The organism is Thermococcus argininiproducens (genome assembly GCF_023746595.1).
Taxonomy (GTDB): domain Archaea; phylum Methanobacteriota_B; class Thermococci; order Thermococcales; family Thermococcaceae; genus Thermococcus_A; species Thermococcus_A argininiproducens.
Window position 1 is genome coordinate 1,892,953 of the sequence record NZ_CP080572.1, and the last position, 15,276, is coordinate 1,908,228.

At 39.8% G+C, this 15,276-nt stretch carries 20 protein-coding genes and 1 tRNA gene; 10 read left to right on the forward strand and 11 right to left on the reverse strand.

Annotation, left to right across the window (positions count from 1 at the left end; translation table 11 throughout):
- Positions 1–12: 12 nt before the first annotated feature.
- From mtnP to K1720_RS10350, 4 genes are all read right to left on the reverse strand, one after another.
- Positions 13–816 (reverse strand): S-methyl-5'-thioadenosine phosphorylase, encoded by an 804-nt coding sequence (gene mtnP / locus K1720_RS10335; RefSeq protein WP_251949131.1) that lies wholly within the window; start codon positions 814–816, stop codon positions 13–15.
- A 41-nt stretch (positions 817–857) separates the two neighbouring features.
- The gene (locus K1720_RS10340; protein WP_251949132.1) at positions 858–1,904 is read right to left on the reverse strand and encodes a hypothetical protein; all 1,047 of its coding nucleotides are present in this window, start codon (positions 1,902–1,904) and stop codon (positions 858–860) included.
- 101 nt (positions 1,905–2,005) lie between these two features.
- A complete protein-coding gene (locus tag K1720_RS10345) occupies positions 2,006–2,215 on the reverse strand; it encodes an RNA chaperone (RefSeq protein WP_055283396.1) in 210 nt (69 codons plus the stop codon).
- Positions 2,216–2,297: 82 nt separating this feature from the next.
- Entirely contained in the window at positions 2,298–3,143 is an 846-nt protein-coding gene (locus K1720_RS10350) for a damage-control phosphatase (protein WP_251949133.1), read from the reverse strand.
- 60 nt (positions 3,144–3,203) lie between these two features.
- On the opposite strand from K1720_RS10350, the gene K1720_RS10355 reads away from it, so the two are divergent.
- The 6 genes from K1720_RS10355 (at position 3,204) to K1720_RS10380 (ending at position 8,232) form a co-directional block, all read left to right on the forward strand.
- On the forward strand, positions 3,204–4,496 hold the full coding sequence (locus K1720_RS10355; RefSeq protein ID WP_341480968.1) for an MFS transporter: 1,293 nt from the start codon (positions 3,204–3,206) through the stop codon (positions 4,494–4,496).
- 455 nt (positions 4,497–4,951) lie between these two features.
- A complete protein-coding gene (locus K1720_RS10360; RefSeq protein ID WP_251949134.1) occupies positions 4,952–6,298 on the forward strand; it encodes a signal recognition particle protein Srp54 in 1,347 nt (448 codons plus the stop codon).
- Positions 6,295–6,534, forward strand: coding sequence for an Lrp/AsnC family transcriptional regulator (locus tag K1720_RS10365; protein WP_055283388.1), 240 nt, complete (start codon positions 6,295–6,297; stop codon positions 6,532–6,534). The genes K1720_RS10360 and K1720_RS10365 overlap by 4 nt, the downstream gene beginning before the upstream one ends.
- 12 nt (positions 6,535–6,546) lie before the next feature.
- Entirely contained in the window at positions 6,547–7,071 is a 525-nt protein-coding gene (locus K1720_RS10370; RefSeq protein WP_251949135.1) for a YkgJ family cysteine cluster protein, read from the forward strand.
- Positions 7,072–7,135: 64 nt separating this feature from the next.
- Entirely contained in the window at positions 7,136–7,849 is a 714-nt protein-coding gene (locus K1720_RS10375; protein ID WP_251949136.1) for a phosphoribosyltransferase family protein, read from the forward strand.
- Between the two features lie 32 nt (positions 7,850–7,881).
- Complete coding sequence (locus K1720_RS10380) at positions 7,882–8,232, forward strand: hypothetical protein (protein WP_251949137.1); 351 nt, start codon at positions 7,882–7,884, stop codon at positions 8,230–8,232.
- On the opposite strand, the gene K1720_RS10385 is transcribed toward K1720_RS10380, so the two are convergent.
- Complete coding sequence (locus K1720_RS10385) at positions 8,221–8,664, reverse strand: Lrp/AsnC family transcriptional regulator (protein WP_251949138.1); 444 nt, start codon at positions 8,662–8,664, stop codon at positions 8,221–8,223. The two genes, K1720_RS10380 and K1720_RS10385, sit on opposite strands and share 12 nt — an antisense overlap.
- Positions 8,665–8,778: 114 nt before the next feature.
- Between K1720_RS10385 and K1720_RS10390 the strand changes: the two genes are divergently transcribed.
- Together K1720_RS10390 and K1720_RS10395 are read left to right on the forward strand one after the other, a co-directional pair.
- Positions 8,779–8,856: transfer RNA gene (locus tag K1720_RS10390), tRNA-Arg, on the forward strand.
- A gap of 181 nt (positions 8,857–9,037) precedes the next feature.
- Positions 9,038–9,241, forward strand: a complete 204-nt coding sequence (locus K1720_RS10395; RefSeq protein ID WP_251949139.1) for a MoaD/ThiS family protein — start codon at positions 9,038–9,040, stop codon at positions 9,239–9,241.
- A 106-nt stretch (positions 9,242–9,347) separates the two neighbouring features.
- Here the strand turns inward: K1720_RS10395 and K1720_RS10400 are convergent, their stop codons facing one another.
- The 3 genes from K1720_RS10400 to K1720_RS10410 form a co-directional block, all read right to left on the reverse strand.
- Positions 9,348–9,557: a DUF234 domain-containing protein gene (locus K1720_RS10400; protein WP_341480984.1), complete on the reverse strand. Its 210-nt coding sequence runs from the start codon at positions 9,555–9,557 to the stop codon at positions 9,348–9,350.
- Positions 9,542–9,679 (reverse strand): hypothetical protein, encoded by a 138-nt coding sequence (locus tag K1720_RS10405; RefSeq protein ID WP_251949140.1) that lies wholly within the window; start codon positions 9,677–9,679, stop codon positions 9,542–9,544. Before K1720_RS10405 ends, K1720_RS10400 begins: the two co-directional genes overlap by 16 nt.
- Before the next feature lie 76 nt (positions 9,680–9,755).
- Positions 9,756–10,949 carry a pyridoxal phosphate-dependent aminotransferase gene (locus K1720_RS10410; protein WP_251949141.1) on the reverse strand — a complete coding sequence of 398 codons (1,194 nt, stop codon included), beginning with the start codon at positions 10,947–10,949 and terminating at the stop codon, positions 9,756–9,758.
- Between the two features lie 310 nt (positions 10,950–11,259).
- Here K1720_RS10410 and K1720_RS10415 point away from each other — a divergent pair, with 310 nt between their 5' ends.
- Positions 11,260–12,084, forward strand: a complete 825-nt coding sequence (locus K1720_RS10415) for a DUF835 domain-containing protein (RefSeq protein WP_251950727.1) — start codon at positions 11,260–11,262, stop codon at positions 12,082–12,084.
- Between the two features lie 9 nt (positions 12,085–12,093).
- Here K1720_RS10415 and hypD read toward each other — a convergent pair whose 3' ends face one another.
- The 3 genes from hypD to dapA all read right to left on the reverse strand — a co-directional run bounded on the left by hypD (position 12,094) and on the right by dapA (position 14,389).
- A complete protein-coding gene (gene hypD, locus K1720_RS10420) occupies positions 12,094–13,203 on the reverse strand; it encodes a hydrogenase formation protein HypD (protein ID WP_251949142.1) in 1,110 nt (369 codons plus the stop codon).
- A gap of 2 nt (positions 13,204–13,205) precedes the next feature.
- Complete coding sequence (locus tag K1720_RS10425; RefSeq protein ID WP_055283372.1) at positions 13,206–13,430, reverse strand: HypC/HybG/HupF family hydrogenase formation chaperone; 225 nt, start codon at positions 13,428–13,430, stop codon at positions 13,206–13,208.
- Between the two features lie 77 nt (positions 13,431–13,507).
- Positions 13,508–14,389: a 4-hydroxy-tetrahydrodipicolinate synthase gene (dapA, locus tag K1720_RS10430; RefSeq protein WP_251949143.1), complete on the reverse strand. Its 882-nt coding sequence runs from the start codon at positions 14,387–14,389 to the stop codon at positions 13,508–13,510.
- A 47-nt stretch (positions 14,390–14,436) separates the two neighbouring features.
- On the opposite strand from dapA, the gene K1720_RS10435 reads away from it, so the two are divergent.
- Positions 14,437–15,276: a PfkB family carbohydrate kinase gene (locus K1720_RS10435; RefSeq protein WP_251949144.1), complete on the forward strand. Its 840-nt coding sequence runs from the start codon at positions 14,437–14,439 to the stop codon at positions 15,274–15,276.

A 15,276-nucleotide genomic window follows, 5' to 3' on the forward strand; every position in this document is an offset into this window, starting at 1 on the left:
ATGAAAGTAAGATCACTCTCCAGTAGCACCTTTTAAAGCATCTTTGCACGTACATCTCCTAATCTTTGGAATATACTCAACGGCCCTCATGAGAAGAAGCTTAATCTCCTCACTTTTCTGCTGCATAAGTTCAACAACTTCTGAATGAGTAAGCTTAGTTTTGCTTATCCCTGCGGCGTAGTTAGTCACTATAGCAACGCTAGCATAGCACATTTCTAGTTCTCTAGCTAAGATAGCTTCAGGTGACTGTGTCATCCCTACAACATCTGCACCCAATATTCTCAAGGCCCTAATTTCAGCCCTTGTTTCAAACCTTGGGCCTTCCATTGCAGCATAAGTTCCCCTTGGATGGTAGCTGAAGCCAAGCTCTCTTGCAGCCCTAATTAAAGAGTCCCTAAGCTCTGGACAGTAAGGGTCTGTGAAATCAACATGAGCCACAAATTTCCTTCCATGAGGTGCATCTTCGCCATCATAGAACGTGTACGTCCTATTCTTGGTAAAATCTATCAGCTGATCTAGTATTACAAAATCCCCAGGTTTCATAGCCTCATTTAATGAACCCACTGCCGAAGTTGATAGTATTCTCTCAACACCAAGCTTATGCAACCCCCATATGTTAGCCCGGTAGTTTATCTTGTGGGGAGGGACACTGTGTTTTTCTCCATGTCTTGCCAAAAATGCTACTTCCTCTCCTTTATACGTCCCAATCTTGACTTTAATATCCCCATAAGGAGTCTTCACAATCTCTTCTCTCAAATTTTCAAGAAGTTTTGGGTCATATACTCCTGATCCACCGATTATGGCTATTCTTACCATCAGAACATCACCAAAGATAGTTAAAAGAAGAGAATTTAAAGCTAATGCTCTTCTTCCAAACTCTCTTCTGCTGCCAATTTGAATACCCTAACAAGTATCTCTCCCAGAAGCCGCGAGTTCCACCTGGGGTCTTTAACATTCATTACAACTTCTATAGCTCTGTCTAGGTCTTGCTGTTTAAGGTAGGCTATTGCTACCTCTCCAAAGGCTAAAGACCGTAGATAGTCATCTTTTATCTCTTTCGCATATTTTAAGGCCTTTTCCATCTCCCCGACTCTATTCAAGAAAGCCACAGTCTTCACTTTAATGGCCTCATCGGCCACTTTCCCTGCAATCTCCTCTACTAGGTCTATGTATTCCCTTCTTGGAGAATCAATTAAAATACTCAACAAATTCTTGGAGACTTCTTTTAGCTCATCCCCTCCCAATGAGTTGAGAAACTTAGATAGATACTCAGGGTACTTCATAAGCTCTCCAGCAATCTCTATGAGTAGCTTTGCCCTGTCCTCTTCGATAGTATTGAAAATTTCCAATGCATTTTCAATTTCACCCTTATCAATATGGAACTTTAAGATCTCCGCTTTTGCTTTAGAGCTCCAAGGCTCTTCAAGAAGCTCCTTTGAAACCTGAATAGCATTTTTCAGGTCTCCCTCGGAGAGATATTTCTTGAGGATTGTGAAAAGCATCTCATTCCTTATTTTACTGTCCTCAATCAGCAGTGCATATGGGAGTGCATATTCGGTGATCCCAAGTTTTAACATCGACCTTATCATTTTCTCCAATGCTTTGTCCCTGTCTTGGAAAGGCAAGCTATCAACAAGTTCCACAACGTGTCTAAAAACCCTAATCGCCGAATTCTTGTTTGTCTCGCCTATGTATATTCCAATGTTTATAAGAAGATCAGCCAGCTCACGCATGTCTTCAACAAGCTCTGCAGCTTCAAAAGATTTTCTAAATGCCGTTACATACCTAGGATCTTCTATCCTAAAAAGTTCCAAGCCAATACGTGCATAAGTAATTGCCCTAACTTTTGGATCTGCAATTATCTCGACTAGATCAAAAATGGTGTTGATAATATCCTCTTCCATGTCTCATCATCAAGAAAAATTGGACAAAGGAATATTTAACGCTTTTCACAATTTTATGTATATAAAATAAGTGTCGCAAAAAAATACGTCAAAAAACGAAATTAGCTAAGGTCATCATACACTACACTGACAACTTCTCCATCATCTAATGACACAAAACTAACTTTTATTTTTTTGCCCGTCTTGGGGTCAACTACAACGAAATCCGGTTGCTTAAGGTACTCACTAGAAGGAACACGCCAGACATCGTCATAATGAAGTTTTAATTCCTTCATAAACTTTTTCAAATCCTTTTTAATCATAGTTGGCATAGGTATCACCATTATATTATACAACTCCACGGTATAAAAGGCTTTCTAATCGATGCTTGTCAATATTAATATCGTCAAATGTCTATATACATAGGATGGCCCCCTGTGGAACCCCTAACTCTCTTGCAATCGGCCTACACTTTGCCTTCAACAGATGAAATATTCTATTATCGCCGAGCTCGTTTAATGTCTCAAAGTTCGCCTGGCCTTTTGCTATAATTATGTCGGCACTTTCAAAGATCTCTTTAAATTTCCCAGAAATTCTGTCAAACGGAACCCCTACAATTCCAAAACCTGTGGACACTATTTCTCCAACTTCCTGAAGGCCTGCATTTCTTAGGTCTTCTACAGTGGCATCGTTAATAGCAGGTTGCTCTTTTCCAGCAATATATACCTTAATATCAGGAAATTCTTCACGTATTTTTTTCAAAAAGAGCTTGTCGAAATATATCTCTCCACAATTATCGGTGAGGTAAAGAAGTGTCTTTGCATTCTTAAGTCTGTCAAAAAGCTCCTTTGAATTGTCAATATATAGGTCTTCATTAATTAGCTGGATAATGTCCCCTTCTATCTTTTCTAGAGAATATCCTACTGCAAAATCAATGATGTTTCCAACTATTGAAAGCTTAAGGGCAGTCTTAAGATCAACGTCTAAATTTTTTTCAATACTACCTAAAACTTTTTTCGCAAGCTCATTTGAGCGCTCTTTATATTCCTTAAATGGGTCTTCAACCCCAAGAAACTTATAGAGCTCAGAAAATATTTCACTAGCAACTATTCCTGAGATTGAATCTTCCTTAAGTTTACTCATGAGTTTTGCTGCGAAAACTGCTGCTTTTTTCCTTTTTTCCAAGTCGTCTGTTGACATTTCAATAATTCTCTGGCACTGATCAGCAATACACATGAAACATTCATAATGAATTCTCATGCTCTCACCTACTTCAAAATTTAAAATAAATTTAAAAAGTGTTTACCGAACAGATGTTCGGTGAGTGAAGTGGAGGCCATAGATAAAGCAAAATTCGGAAGGTTCCATTATTTACTTTTAGGCATACTCGGGACCGTATGGGCTTTTATAGCGATAAACACGCTCTCAGTGAGTTTTGTGATCCCTCTTATAAGTAAAGAACCTGCCTTCCAAGCGAGTCTAAGCAAGCTTGGTGCAATGGGTTCTGCGGCACTCTGGGGAATGTTAGTTGGGGCATGGTCATTTGGAACACTATCAGACTATCTCGGAAGAAAGAAAGCCTTGGGACTTGCAATTAGCCTTTTTGGCCTTGGTAGTATTGCAAGCAGCTTTGCAGGTACATTGGACCAGCTTATTGGTCTCAGGTTTATCGTAGGTTTGGGCCTTGGAGGGGCCCTTCCCGTAGCGAGCTCGTACTTTGCAGAATTCATGCCTACAAAAATCAGAGGAGCAATGATTTCAGTTCTCGAAAGCTTTTGGGCAATCGGTACAATAATAATAGGAATAGTTGCAATAATCTTAAAGGCCAGCTGGAGAAGCATACTCCTCTTTGGGGGCTCAGTCTTGGCACTATTACCCTTAGTACTGTGGCTTCCAGAATCCCCAAGGTTCTTGGCTTTGAAGGGGAAAACCAGAGATGCTGAAAAAATACTAGAAAGAATATTTGGAGTTAAAGCAAAATTGGAGCAACCACAGAAAATAAGAACAAAAGTTACTGTTCTAGAGCTCTGGCAGAGATATGGAAAAATCACATTAATGTTATCAATTGCATGGTTTAGCATTGCTTTTGCCTATTACGGATTTTTTGTATGGCTTCCAAAGTTCTTAGCGGCTACTCTTAAAATAACAGTGTTTAAAAGCTTCCAATACTTTATAATAACTGCTATAGCCCAACTTCCTGGTTATTGGAGCGCCGCTTATCTATTAGAAAAAATTGGAAGAAGAAAAACCCTTTCAGGATATCTACTTCTCTCAGGGCTCGCGGGAGTAATGTTTTACAACTATGCAAGTTCTGGAAATGTATCAATGATCCTCACTAGTGCCGTGCTCTTCAGTTTCTTCAACCTAGGAGCATGGGGAGCCATATATGCATACACTCCCGAGCTTTATCCCACAGAAGTTAGGGGAAGCGGAGCTGGTTGGGCCGGTGCAATGGCCAGAATTGGTGGTGGATTAGCTCCAATACTAGCAGGAAGAATCATGGAAACATCCACAGTTGGAGTAGCGGTGCTGGCAATAGCAATTGTATCAATAATAGGCGCTTTTGACGTCTTTATCCTTGGAGAAGAAACAAAAGGAATAAAATTAGCATAAAAGATTAATACATGAGAGTTCCTCAATTAAGGGGCTTCTTTTTCTTTTTTCCAACTCCCTCACAAACAGATACTCATAAACTCTCAAAACCTACTCCACTTTCTACCTCATCCAAGCCCATTTTAATCTTCAACCATCCATGTGCGGACTTATCTTTCGAAAACCTTGGCCTTGGGCGGGGATACAAACACCCAAAGGTAGACACCGAAAAAGTTAAATATCAACCGTTAGACAATATTCAGGCTACTACAAGACCATGAGGGCTTGGACAAGCTTTAGCCCGATCACATATTACAAAAGTAGCCGGCGATTCCTCCGTTGGGAGGATAGCCGGTAGTGGCCGCGTGACCCGGCCAGTGAGAGTGAGGGTAATCCCAGTGAACTCTCACAAAACCTCCTCCTTCAGAACGAGGTAGGTCACAAACCTACAAACGCCTTTATGTATGGTGGAAAAAATGGTGCTAGATAAACTGGGACAGTCATTAAATAATGCCCTAAGAAAGCTTGCACGTGCAAGCACGGTTGATGAAGCCCTTGTGAGAGATGTTGTTAGAGATATTCAGAGAGCTTTAATCACGAGTGATGTTAATGTTCGTCTTGTTCTTGAGTTAACCAAAAAAATAGAAAAAAGGGCCCTAGAAGAGAAACCTCCTGCTGGGGTCTCCAAAAAAGAACATATAATAAAGATAGTGTATGAAGAACTTACAAACTTTCTAGGAAAAGAGGCTAAGCCAATTGAAATCAAAGCAAAGCCCACTATACTTTTAACAGTGGGTATCCAAGGTTCTGGAAAAACTACGAGCGTTGCAAAACTGGCCCGCTATTTTCAAAAACATGGTTACAAAGTTGGAGTTGTGTGTTCAGACACATGGCGTCCTGGTGCGTATCACCAGCTTAAACAGCTTGTAGAACCTCATGGTATCGAAGTCTTTGGAAATCCAGAGGAAAAAGATGCAATAAAACTCGCAAAAGAGGGTGTTGAGTATTTCAGGAAGAAAGGAGCAGACGTGATAATAGTTGACTCCGCTGGAAGACACAAAGAAGAGAAAGGTCTAATTGAAGAAATGAGACAGATAAGCAATACAATAAATCCACATGAAGTCATCCTGGTAATAGATGGTACCATCGGACAACAGGCATATAACCAGGCTTTAGCCTTCAAAGAGGCAACCCCCATTGGGTCAATTATTGTTACCAAACTTGATGGTTCTGCAAAAGGAGGAGGAGCTTTATCCGCAGTAGTCGCTACTGGCGCTCCAATAAAATTCATTGGTGTAGGAGAGAAAATAGATGATCTTGAATCATTTGACCCGAAAAGATTTGTATCGAGGCTCCTCGGGCTTGGAGATATCCAAGGGTTGCTAGAAAAGTTCGAAGAACTGAGCAAGGAAGTAGAATTCAAAGAGGAGGATGTGGAAAAGTTCCTTAGAGGAAAATTCAACCTCAAGGATATGTACGCCCAACTCGAAGCCATGAGTAAAATGGGGCCCCTTCAGCAAATATTGAAGATGATCCCTGGAATGGGGTATTCCATCCCTGATGAAATGATAAAAGTCAGTGAAGCTAGGTTAAAGAAGTTCAAAGTTATTATGGACTCAATGACTGAGGAAGAACTTGAAAATCCCGAAATAATAAACTATTCACGGATAAAGAGAATAGCCCGTGGCTCAGGTACAACACCAAAAGACGTAAGAGAGCTACTCAACCAATACAATCAAATGAAAAAATTCTTTAAGGGTATGGATAAAAGAAAATTGGCCAAGATGGCCAGGAAGTTTAATGTTGGAGGGTTTGGTCTATGATAGAGGCCTTTGTGTTGATTATTGTTAAGCCCGGAAATGAAGATCTGGTATATGACAAACTGAATGGAGTATCCCAAGTTAAGGAGATATACAAGGTTTATGGAGAATATGATATTATACTCCGCGTTGAAGTGGACAATATCAAGGCCCTCGATGAATTTCATGACACAGTTTTGAGGAAAATAAGGGAGATAGAGATGACTGAGACGTTAATAGCAAGCTCCTATGGGAGCTGAGGTGATAAAAAGGTGGAGAAAAGGTGGGTAGCCACAATACACCTGGATAGCCTTCGAATTGAAAATGACCCTTCTTTTAAATTTAAGTGTTTACCAGGATGTGGTAGATGCTGCATTGAGTTAGACATACCCTTAAGGAATGAGGACATTGCCAAAATAGAGGATCTTGGATACAACGCATGGGAATTCGTTGATTATGAGAAAATGTTCTATCGTGGGAACAAATTTTTAGGATATGGTCTAAAAAAGAGACCATTTGACGACGCTTGCCCTTTCCTTCAGGAAGATGGTAAGTGCAAGATATACTCCCATAGACCACTTGCATGTAAACTCTATCCTTTTATCTTAGTTAGACATGGTCTAGCCCTCGAAGTATACCTCAAAGAAGATTCTTTCTGTAAGGGAATTAATCACCCCGAGGGCGAACCTATCACACTCGAGCTTGCCCTCAGATACTTTGGAGACGTTATTAGAGAATACCAGCATAAACTGGGAATCTTAAACACGCACTACAAACCAGAAAATCTTACAATTTGAAGGCCAACCGAAACATATTTATACATTTTTCTGTCAATATTATCTACCAACAGGAGGTGGGAGCTTGAGTCAAATAGAAGCTGTCAAGGAAAAACTTCGAGTTATCAGGATTTTAAGGCTTTTGAAGAAGAATTACACCTATGAAGAGTTATCAAGGATTACAGGCCTTCCAATCACAGTGCTAAACAGATACGTGAGAGGGAAAGTTCTTCCAAGTACCCAGAGAACTAAGGAGTTAATAGAGGTACTCTCACCTTACCTAAACCTAGAAGAAGAAGTTAGGCGGAGAATAATATTTGATAAGCATGGACTATTTGACAATTTGAAAATTCTTAGTGATAGTGACTTAATGAGCCTCATTGCCGAGACCATTGCCTCAAAATATAGGGAAGTGAAGATAGACAAGATATTAACGGCTGCCACAGATGGTATTCCTTTGGCAATCCACATCGGAAATGAACTTGGTGTCGATGTAGTTTATGCTAAAAAGAAGAGAGAGGTTGGTGTGGAGAAGTTCTATGAGGTGAATTATGTATCAAGTTCTTCTGGTAGTGTTATGACACTTTATCTGCCCTACTGGGCTATTAAAAAAGGAGAAAATGTGCTCATAGTCGATGATGTGGTAAGAAGTGGAGAAACCCAAAAGGCATTGTTAGAAATGTGTAAACAGGCCAATGCTACCCCGGTAGGAATGTTCTTCCTGATAAGCGTTGGTACCGTCGTTGAAAGAATAAATGAGGAATATAATATCCCTGTGGATGTTATGATTCAACTTTAATTTTAATTTTTATTACTTTTGGAGGCCCCCCAATGGAAGTTGAGAATATTCAAACAGAAGATAGATTCATGATATACAACGTTATGGGTAAAAGTATAATGGTGGAAACGGAGTTAAACAAGGAATTTAGATTTATTTGCCCAATTGAAGAATGTGGAGAAACCATAGAGATTCAGGGCATTATAAAAATAGTATCACTGGAAGAGTACAAGAGAGTCCTCAAAGAGACTCTCAAAGAACATGCAGAATTTGAAGCCATCAAAACTCTAAACCCCACTCCCCTGATATTTGAAGGTACTGTAAACGGAAAAAAGGTAAAACTTCCCGCAGAGAGCGTTCAAAGTCTCGCCAAACGCTTCATAGACACTTTTCTAAACCTCTAATGTGAAATCCTCCTTCACCACTTCCATAGCAACATGTGTGTAAGTTTTTTCCACCCCATCTATCCTGAGAAGTTTCTTCACAAATTTATTCATATCTTCTCGTCCCCTAAATTTTGCAATTACAATTATGTCATACTCTCCAGTTACGTCATATACACATGCCACATGGGGATCTTTAGATATCTCTCGTTCGATCTCAATTATCCTCTTCCCTTGGGCCCTAACTCCAATAATGGTTGTCAGATCATAACCCAACTTACTGTAATCAAGTTTTGGGGTAAAGCCCAAGATCACTTTCTCTTCTTCCAGCTTTTTAAGCCTGTTATAAACTGTTCCAACTGCAATTCCCAATTTCTTGGCTATCTCTCTATAAGAAAGTCTAGCGTCTTTCTGAAGGATCGAGATTATCTTCCTATCGAGCTCATCCACCATTCCTCTACACCAAAGAGAATTTGAAAAATACTTTAAATACCCTTGGATTTTTGTTAAATAGAATAGTTTAACACAAAATTTATAAGCGAGAAAGAACGGATAGGAAACGGGAGTGGACCGGTAGCCTAGCCAGGATAGGGCATCGGCCTCCTAAGCCGAGGGTCCCGGGTTCGAATCCCGGCCGGTCCGCCAGAAGAATTCTTTGTTGTTATACAAGAAAAATAAAATGAGTTCTGTCTCAGGTGTGATGGCCCTCATCATCTTTCAGTGCCGGGCCACGCCCATCATCGACAGTAGAATCTCAATAATCAATTTAAAGAAATTTTCGACAAAGTTAAAAATGTCAAATAAAATGCTCCTCAGGTGAGGTCTTATGATTAAGGTCAAGGTCATTGGAAGAAAAATCGAGAGAGAGGTAGAGTATCAGAAGGGTATGAAAGTTAAAGATGTGCTTAGAGCAGTTGGATTCAACACAGAAAGTGCAATAGCAAAGGTGAATGGGAAAGTAGCTTTAGAAGATGATCCTGTTAAAGATGAGGATTATGTTGAAGTTATTCCAGTCGTTTCTGGAGGTTGAGACTTAACCTTTTATCATTTGGAGAAGATTCCTTCCGAAAGGGGAGGAAATGCAAACACTCTAAAAGTGAGCACCGAAGGATGATAATGAGTGGTTCCAATATACTTCACACAAAAGAAGCACTTACGAGTGGATAAGAAAACCTCCAAGACCCTTCGCATACTCTCTCACTAAGACTTTTCCACTTGACCTCGACGAACAGAGCTTTTTTCTCTCGCTCGTTCAAAGCAACAACTCTATTTTTTTCATCCCTGTGCCACCATCTTCCAATCTTTGTAAACTTGAACGGGAGCTTTTGTTCTATATTGAGCCTGATAAAGAACCCTTTGCCATGTCCGTGAAGGTGAAGCTCAAATGTCGATTAAGATCGTGCTTAGAGGTTTCAATTGCAACTTCTAACAACATATCTCTTCTGAGAATGACCGTCACTGTGATCATTGAGAGGAGGAAACAAAAAGGTCTTAGAAAGCCTTGAAGAACTCAATACTCTTTCCTACCAAAAAAAGAAGAAAAACTAACCAAGTCTTTCCTTCATGAACTTCTCCAAGTTGTCCATAGCCTCTTCCAGAATAGGCACTGGTGCAAGGAATATTGAACGGAAGTGCATTTCTCCTCCTTCTCCAAATCCAGACCCGTGGACAAATAGCACATGGGCATTATGGAGAACATCAAGTACAAATTCCTTGTCGTTCTTCCATGGGCCATCCTCAATCTTGGGGAAGATATAGAAAGCTCCTTCCGGTTTTTGGGTGCTTATTCCAGGTATTTCATTTAGGCGCTTGTATATGTAATCTCTCCTCTCCTTAAGCTTTGCCATGTACTCATCCAAATAATCCATTGGGCCTGTAAGACCTGCTATAGCAGCTTTTTGGGCAGGAGTGTTTGGACAGAGTCTAATCCTCGCCAGTTTTCCAATGGCTTCTCTTACTTCAGCAAGCTTGTTTTCTGGATCAACGAAACACATGTATCCTAAACGCCAACCTGTAGCGAAATAAACCTTTGAAAGGCCATTCATTATTATCACAGGTACATCTTTAGTTAGAGAAGCTGGAGAAACGTGTTTTCCTTCGTATGTCATAAGATCGTAGATCTCATCGCTTATTATTGGTATGTCATATTCTCCAGCGAGATCAATTATTTCCTGAAGAGTTTTCTTCTCATATAATGCACCAGTTGGGTTGTTTGGATTTATGACTGCTATAGCCCTTGTCTTGTCGCTTATTTTTTTCCTCATGTCATCAATATCCGGCTGCCACCCCTCTTCCTCAATTGTCCTATAGGCCACTGGGACTCCACCATAAAAGTGTACCAAAGCCACGTAAGGCGGATAACTTGGACCGGGGATAAGTATCTCTTCCCCTCCATCTATCAGGGCCCCAAAGATAAATTGCAAAGCTTCAGTAACAGCTGCCGTAACCTGAACGTCCTCTGGTGTTATATCAACCCCATTCTTTTTCTTTTCCCTTTCAACTATGGCTGCTCTAAGGTCTTTGTCCCCCTCACTGTCCCCATAATAGTTGTGACCTTCCATTATGGCCTCACAATAGGCTTTTTTCATATGCTCTGGTGGTTGAAAATCAAACTTTACTGGGTCCCCTATATTCAGTTTGATAATTTTAACACCTTGTTTTTCAAGTTCTCTTGCCGGAAGAACGACGTCTCTAATGGCATACTCAATGCCCATAGCCCGTTTAGATGCCTTTATCATAACCATCACCTTCCAAAGTAGGTCAAAAATATTTGTTTTCCGAGCATAAAAATTTTTCTTATTGTAGAATTACTCTTCATATTTGAGAGATAGCTTTAAAAAAGAAAAAACGTAGCTATTTCAGGCAATGACGATTAGCAAGCATGCTGAAGAATGATGACGTGAACACCCTCCGAGCCTTTGTATTCACTTCAAAGTTTAAGAAAATCAGCGAATATTTGTCTTTATTCCTTTTGTAGTTACCCGATTCTTGTTCTTTTGATCAAAAAATTTATTAACACGCGTTGCACACTTAGAAAAAGTGGATATAATGGGGATTGTTGAAATCCTCTCAAGTGAAGAGTTTAATGAAAGTATCACTCTCCTAATCAATATAATAACAATAGCCCTAGCTCTCAAGTTCAGGAAACCATTTAAGGAGCGATATATGGGTGCAGGAAAGTTTTATGATGCTTTGCTTCTTGCCACGGTGGTATGGTTTATCGCAGAGTGCTTCTATGCTCCAGCATATTTTTCAGATTACTTCACAGAAGAATTTATAAAAAAGTCGGAATGGATTGCAGACAACATATGGGTAATATTCCAACTGTTGTTTCTTTATGCATTTGCATCACTTTTTGGAGCACTTGTGAGTAGGTATGCAATAGGGGTTATCAAAGAGAGATCTCTAAAAGACTCAGACAGCCTAGATGCTAGTTTAACTTCAGGCTCTTATATTGTAATTCCCGGAAAAGAGAAGGAAATTTTCCTAAGTATCCTACAAAAGCGTCCTGGATTCATTATTTCCCGAACCTCACCTGACAAAGTGAAAACATTTTTTGGAGTTAAGGAAACCCCTATAATGTGGCTTACAAAAGTAGAATGTGAACAGTGCATATGGCCTACAAACCTTGAGTACCTAGGACATTTGATAGTAGACTTTCTCAAAAAGGACAATATTCCAAAAGTAGTACTGATAGAGGGATTGGAATACCTCGCTCTTGAGAACAACTTTGAGAGGATCTTTAAGTTTCTCTCCAGCATTAAAGATTACGCTGTTCTAACGAATTCAATAGTTCTCCTGGTAATTTCTCCAGAGGCATGGAATAAAAACCAATGGGCGATATTAAAGAAGGAATTCCCAGTGATAGAATAAAAATTAAAATTAGAAGAGTGCACCATATTTGTAAAATATCTGACATGTGCCCTCATAAGATACCATACATGGACCAACGGGATTCCTCGGAGTGCATGTTTTTCCAAATAGAGGACACTGAGTAGGCAAGGCTAGACCCCTCAGTATTGCCCCACATATACAGCCTTTTTCTAAATCGGGAAGCTCTGGAGGCCTAATCTTGAAGAGACTCCTTATTTCGTAGTCTTTGTATTCCTTTTTAAGTTCCAAGCCACTATTGGGTATTACTCCCAGGGCCCTCCATTTTGCATCTACAGTCTCAAAAATAGCTTCTATAGTCTTCTGAGCTTTCACATTTCCCTCATATTTAACAACCCTTGTATACTGGTTTTCTATCTTAGCTTCCCCTTTCCGTATAATCCTTAGAAGCATGAACACACCCATAAGGAAATCTACCGGTTCAAAACCTGCCACAACTTGCGGAACACCGTATTCCTTTGTTATGTATTCCCATCCCTTAACTCCTATGATGGTGGAGACATGTCCAGGATCAACTAATCCGTCGAAGACTGTCCCCTGCTTTATTAGTGCCTCCACTGCAGGGGGAGTTAGTCGGTGAACAGAATATATTTTAAAATTCTCAATCTCCTTTTCAATGACTTCGTTTAATATTCCTGCCGCTGGAGCTGTTGTGGTTTCAAAACCTGGAGAGAAGTGAACAACAAGTTTATTACTCTCTTTAAGAGCAATCTTATAAGAATCGTATATTGAGTAAACAACCCTAACATCAAAACCTTCACTTTTTAAATCTGCAAAGCTACCAATTGCAGTCGGGATCTTATACATGTCACCAAAGGTCGTCAGGATAATCTCCTCACCCTCTTCCTTCGCCTTACGCACTATCTCCATCATTGTAGCTATATCTTCTGCAGGTGTGATACAAACAGGACACCCTGGGCCACTCATTATTTTAACGTTTTCCGGGAGAAGAGACCTTATTCCATTTCTAGTAACTGTATCCTCATGAGTTCCACAAACGTGCATAAGTTTTACTTCTCTTCCTATTTTTTCAGCCTCTTTCTTTATGCCCATCAATATTTTTTGAGCTAATTCCCTATCTTGGAATATTGAGAGCTCCATGTTCATTCCTCCATGGCCTTCATAACTTCTTCCCAAGCTTTAATGCTCTCAAGGGCGGTCTTCTCATCAAGCTTTTCAATAGCAAACCCAGTGTGGACTATAACATAATCTCCCACTTTGACATCTTTTACGAAGTCTATTCTCGCTTCTCTTTTAACTCCTCCAAAATCCACTATAGCAACGTTATCCTTAATTTCAATAACCTTAGCAGGTATTGCCAAACACATTTTCTCTCACCTAAAATGGGTACGGGAACTGGTTTTTAATTCTTTTTTAAACCATAAGTTGTTCACAGAATTGTGTACTAAATGAGACCAATATCCAACAGGACCTGCTCTATATCTTCTAAAGCCTCCTCATCCAAGGGAAGAGCAGGCATTCTGGGATAGCCCACTTCAAGCCCACACATTCTCATAGCTTCTTTTATAGCACTTATCTGGTTATACTTCTTCACAATAACCTCATTGAGATAGTTTACCATAAGTTGCAGTTTCCTAGCTCTTTCATACTTTTTCTCAAGAAATGCATTATACAGTTCCACACAAAGCCTTGGAGCGACATTGGCTACAGCAACAACAGCCCCATGTGCTCCCAAAAGCCATGAAGGATACATTACATCTGCTGTTCCAGCCAAAATGTTTATTTTGTCTCCCACTCTTCTTATAAGTTCGGCTATTCTACCTATTGATCCACTGGAGTCTTTTATTCCCACAATATTTGAATGTTCCTCCACAAGTTCTTCAATCGTATCAAGATCGATATTAATCGTAGTGAACTTTGGAACATTATAAAGCAAAATGGGGATATCTACCTCATAAGCTATCCTTGAATAATGAGCCAAAAGTTCGCGTTTATTGGGCTTAAAGTAATAGGGCGGGGCAATTAGAACTGCATCAACGCCAATATCCCAAGCTTCCTTTGCAAGCTGAATAGTCTCCCTCGTTGAATTCTCAGCAACCCCGGCTATAACAGGAAGAAGAGACTCCTCTCTGACAATCTTCAAAATCCTTAATTTCTCTTCAAAGCTAAGATAGGGAAATTCACCATTACTTCCCAAAGTTACCAGTCCATTAAGCTTTGCATCTGCAAAATAGTGAACGAGTTCTCTCAGTATCTCCTCATTTATCTCTTCTCTATCATCAAAGGGCGTTACATGAGGAACAAAAATACCCTCAAACATAGGCATCAATTTAAAAAGAACCTTAACCTAATTAAACCTTGCGGGTGGAAGAAATGAGGTGCTTAGTAATTGGACATATAACACACGACATAATAGTAAAAGGAAGCGAGAGAATCGAGAGAGTTGGTGGTGGCGCTTATTACTCCTCTTTAGCACTCTCAAAGTTCTGTGAGGTAGTGGTTCTAACTAAAGTTGGGGAGAAATTTCCAATTTCATGGCTAAATGAACTTGAAGAGCATGGAATTTCTGTTATAATACTTCCCTCCAAAAACAGTACAACATATGAGCTAAAATATATCAATGAAAACAGAAGAACCCTTAGACTTCTATCAAAAGCAGAGCCCTTTTCTCCGGAAGAAATTCCAGAAGGGAAATTTGACATAATCTTACTGAATCCAGTGGCAAATGAAATTCCGCCTGAGATGGTGCACAACTTTGAAGAGGAGTGGTTGGCCGTCGATATCCAAGGGTTCATTAGAGAAGTAAAAAACGAGAGTATAAGATTGAAAGATATTGATGGAAGCTTCCTAAGCAAAGTAAAGATCCTTCATGCAGATGTTAATGAATTCAAGCATTTAAATAATATAGATCCAAAAAAAGTGGATGTCCTGTTGATATCTAACGGCCCTGAAAGTGGGATTGTATATCACGAAGGACAAAAGTATCTCTATAAACCTATAAAAAAAGACGTTAAAGAATCTACTGGGGCGGGAGATGTATTTTTAGCGGCCTTCTCTTACTTTTACAAGACATTACCCTTTATCCCAGCCCTGAAGAGAGCCAACGCATTCACGGCAATGTTCTTAGAAAGAAGAAATTTTGATTTTCCACTTAATGAGGTCTTAGAAAATGCTAAATTTGTAGAAGTTGAAAAAGTAAATAACGAGAAATGA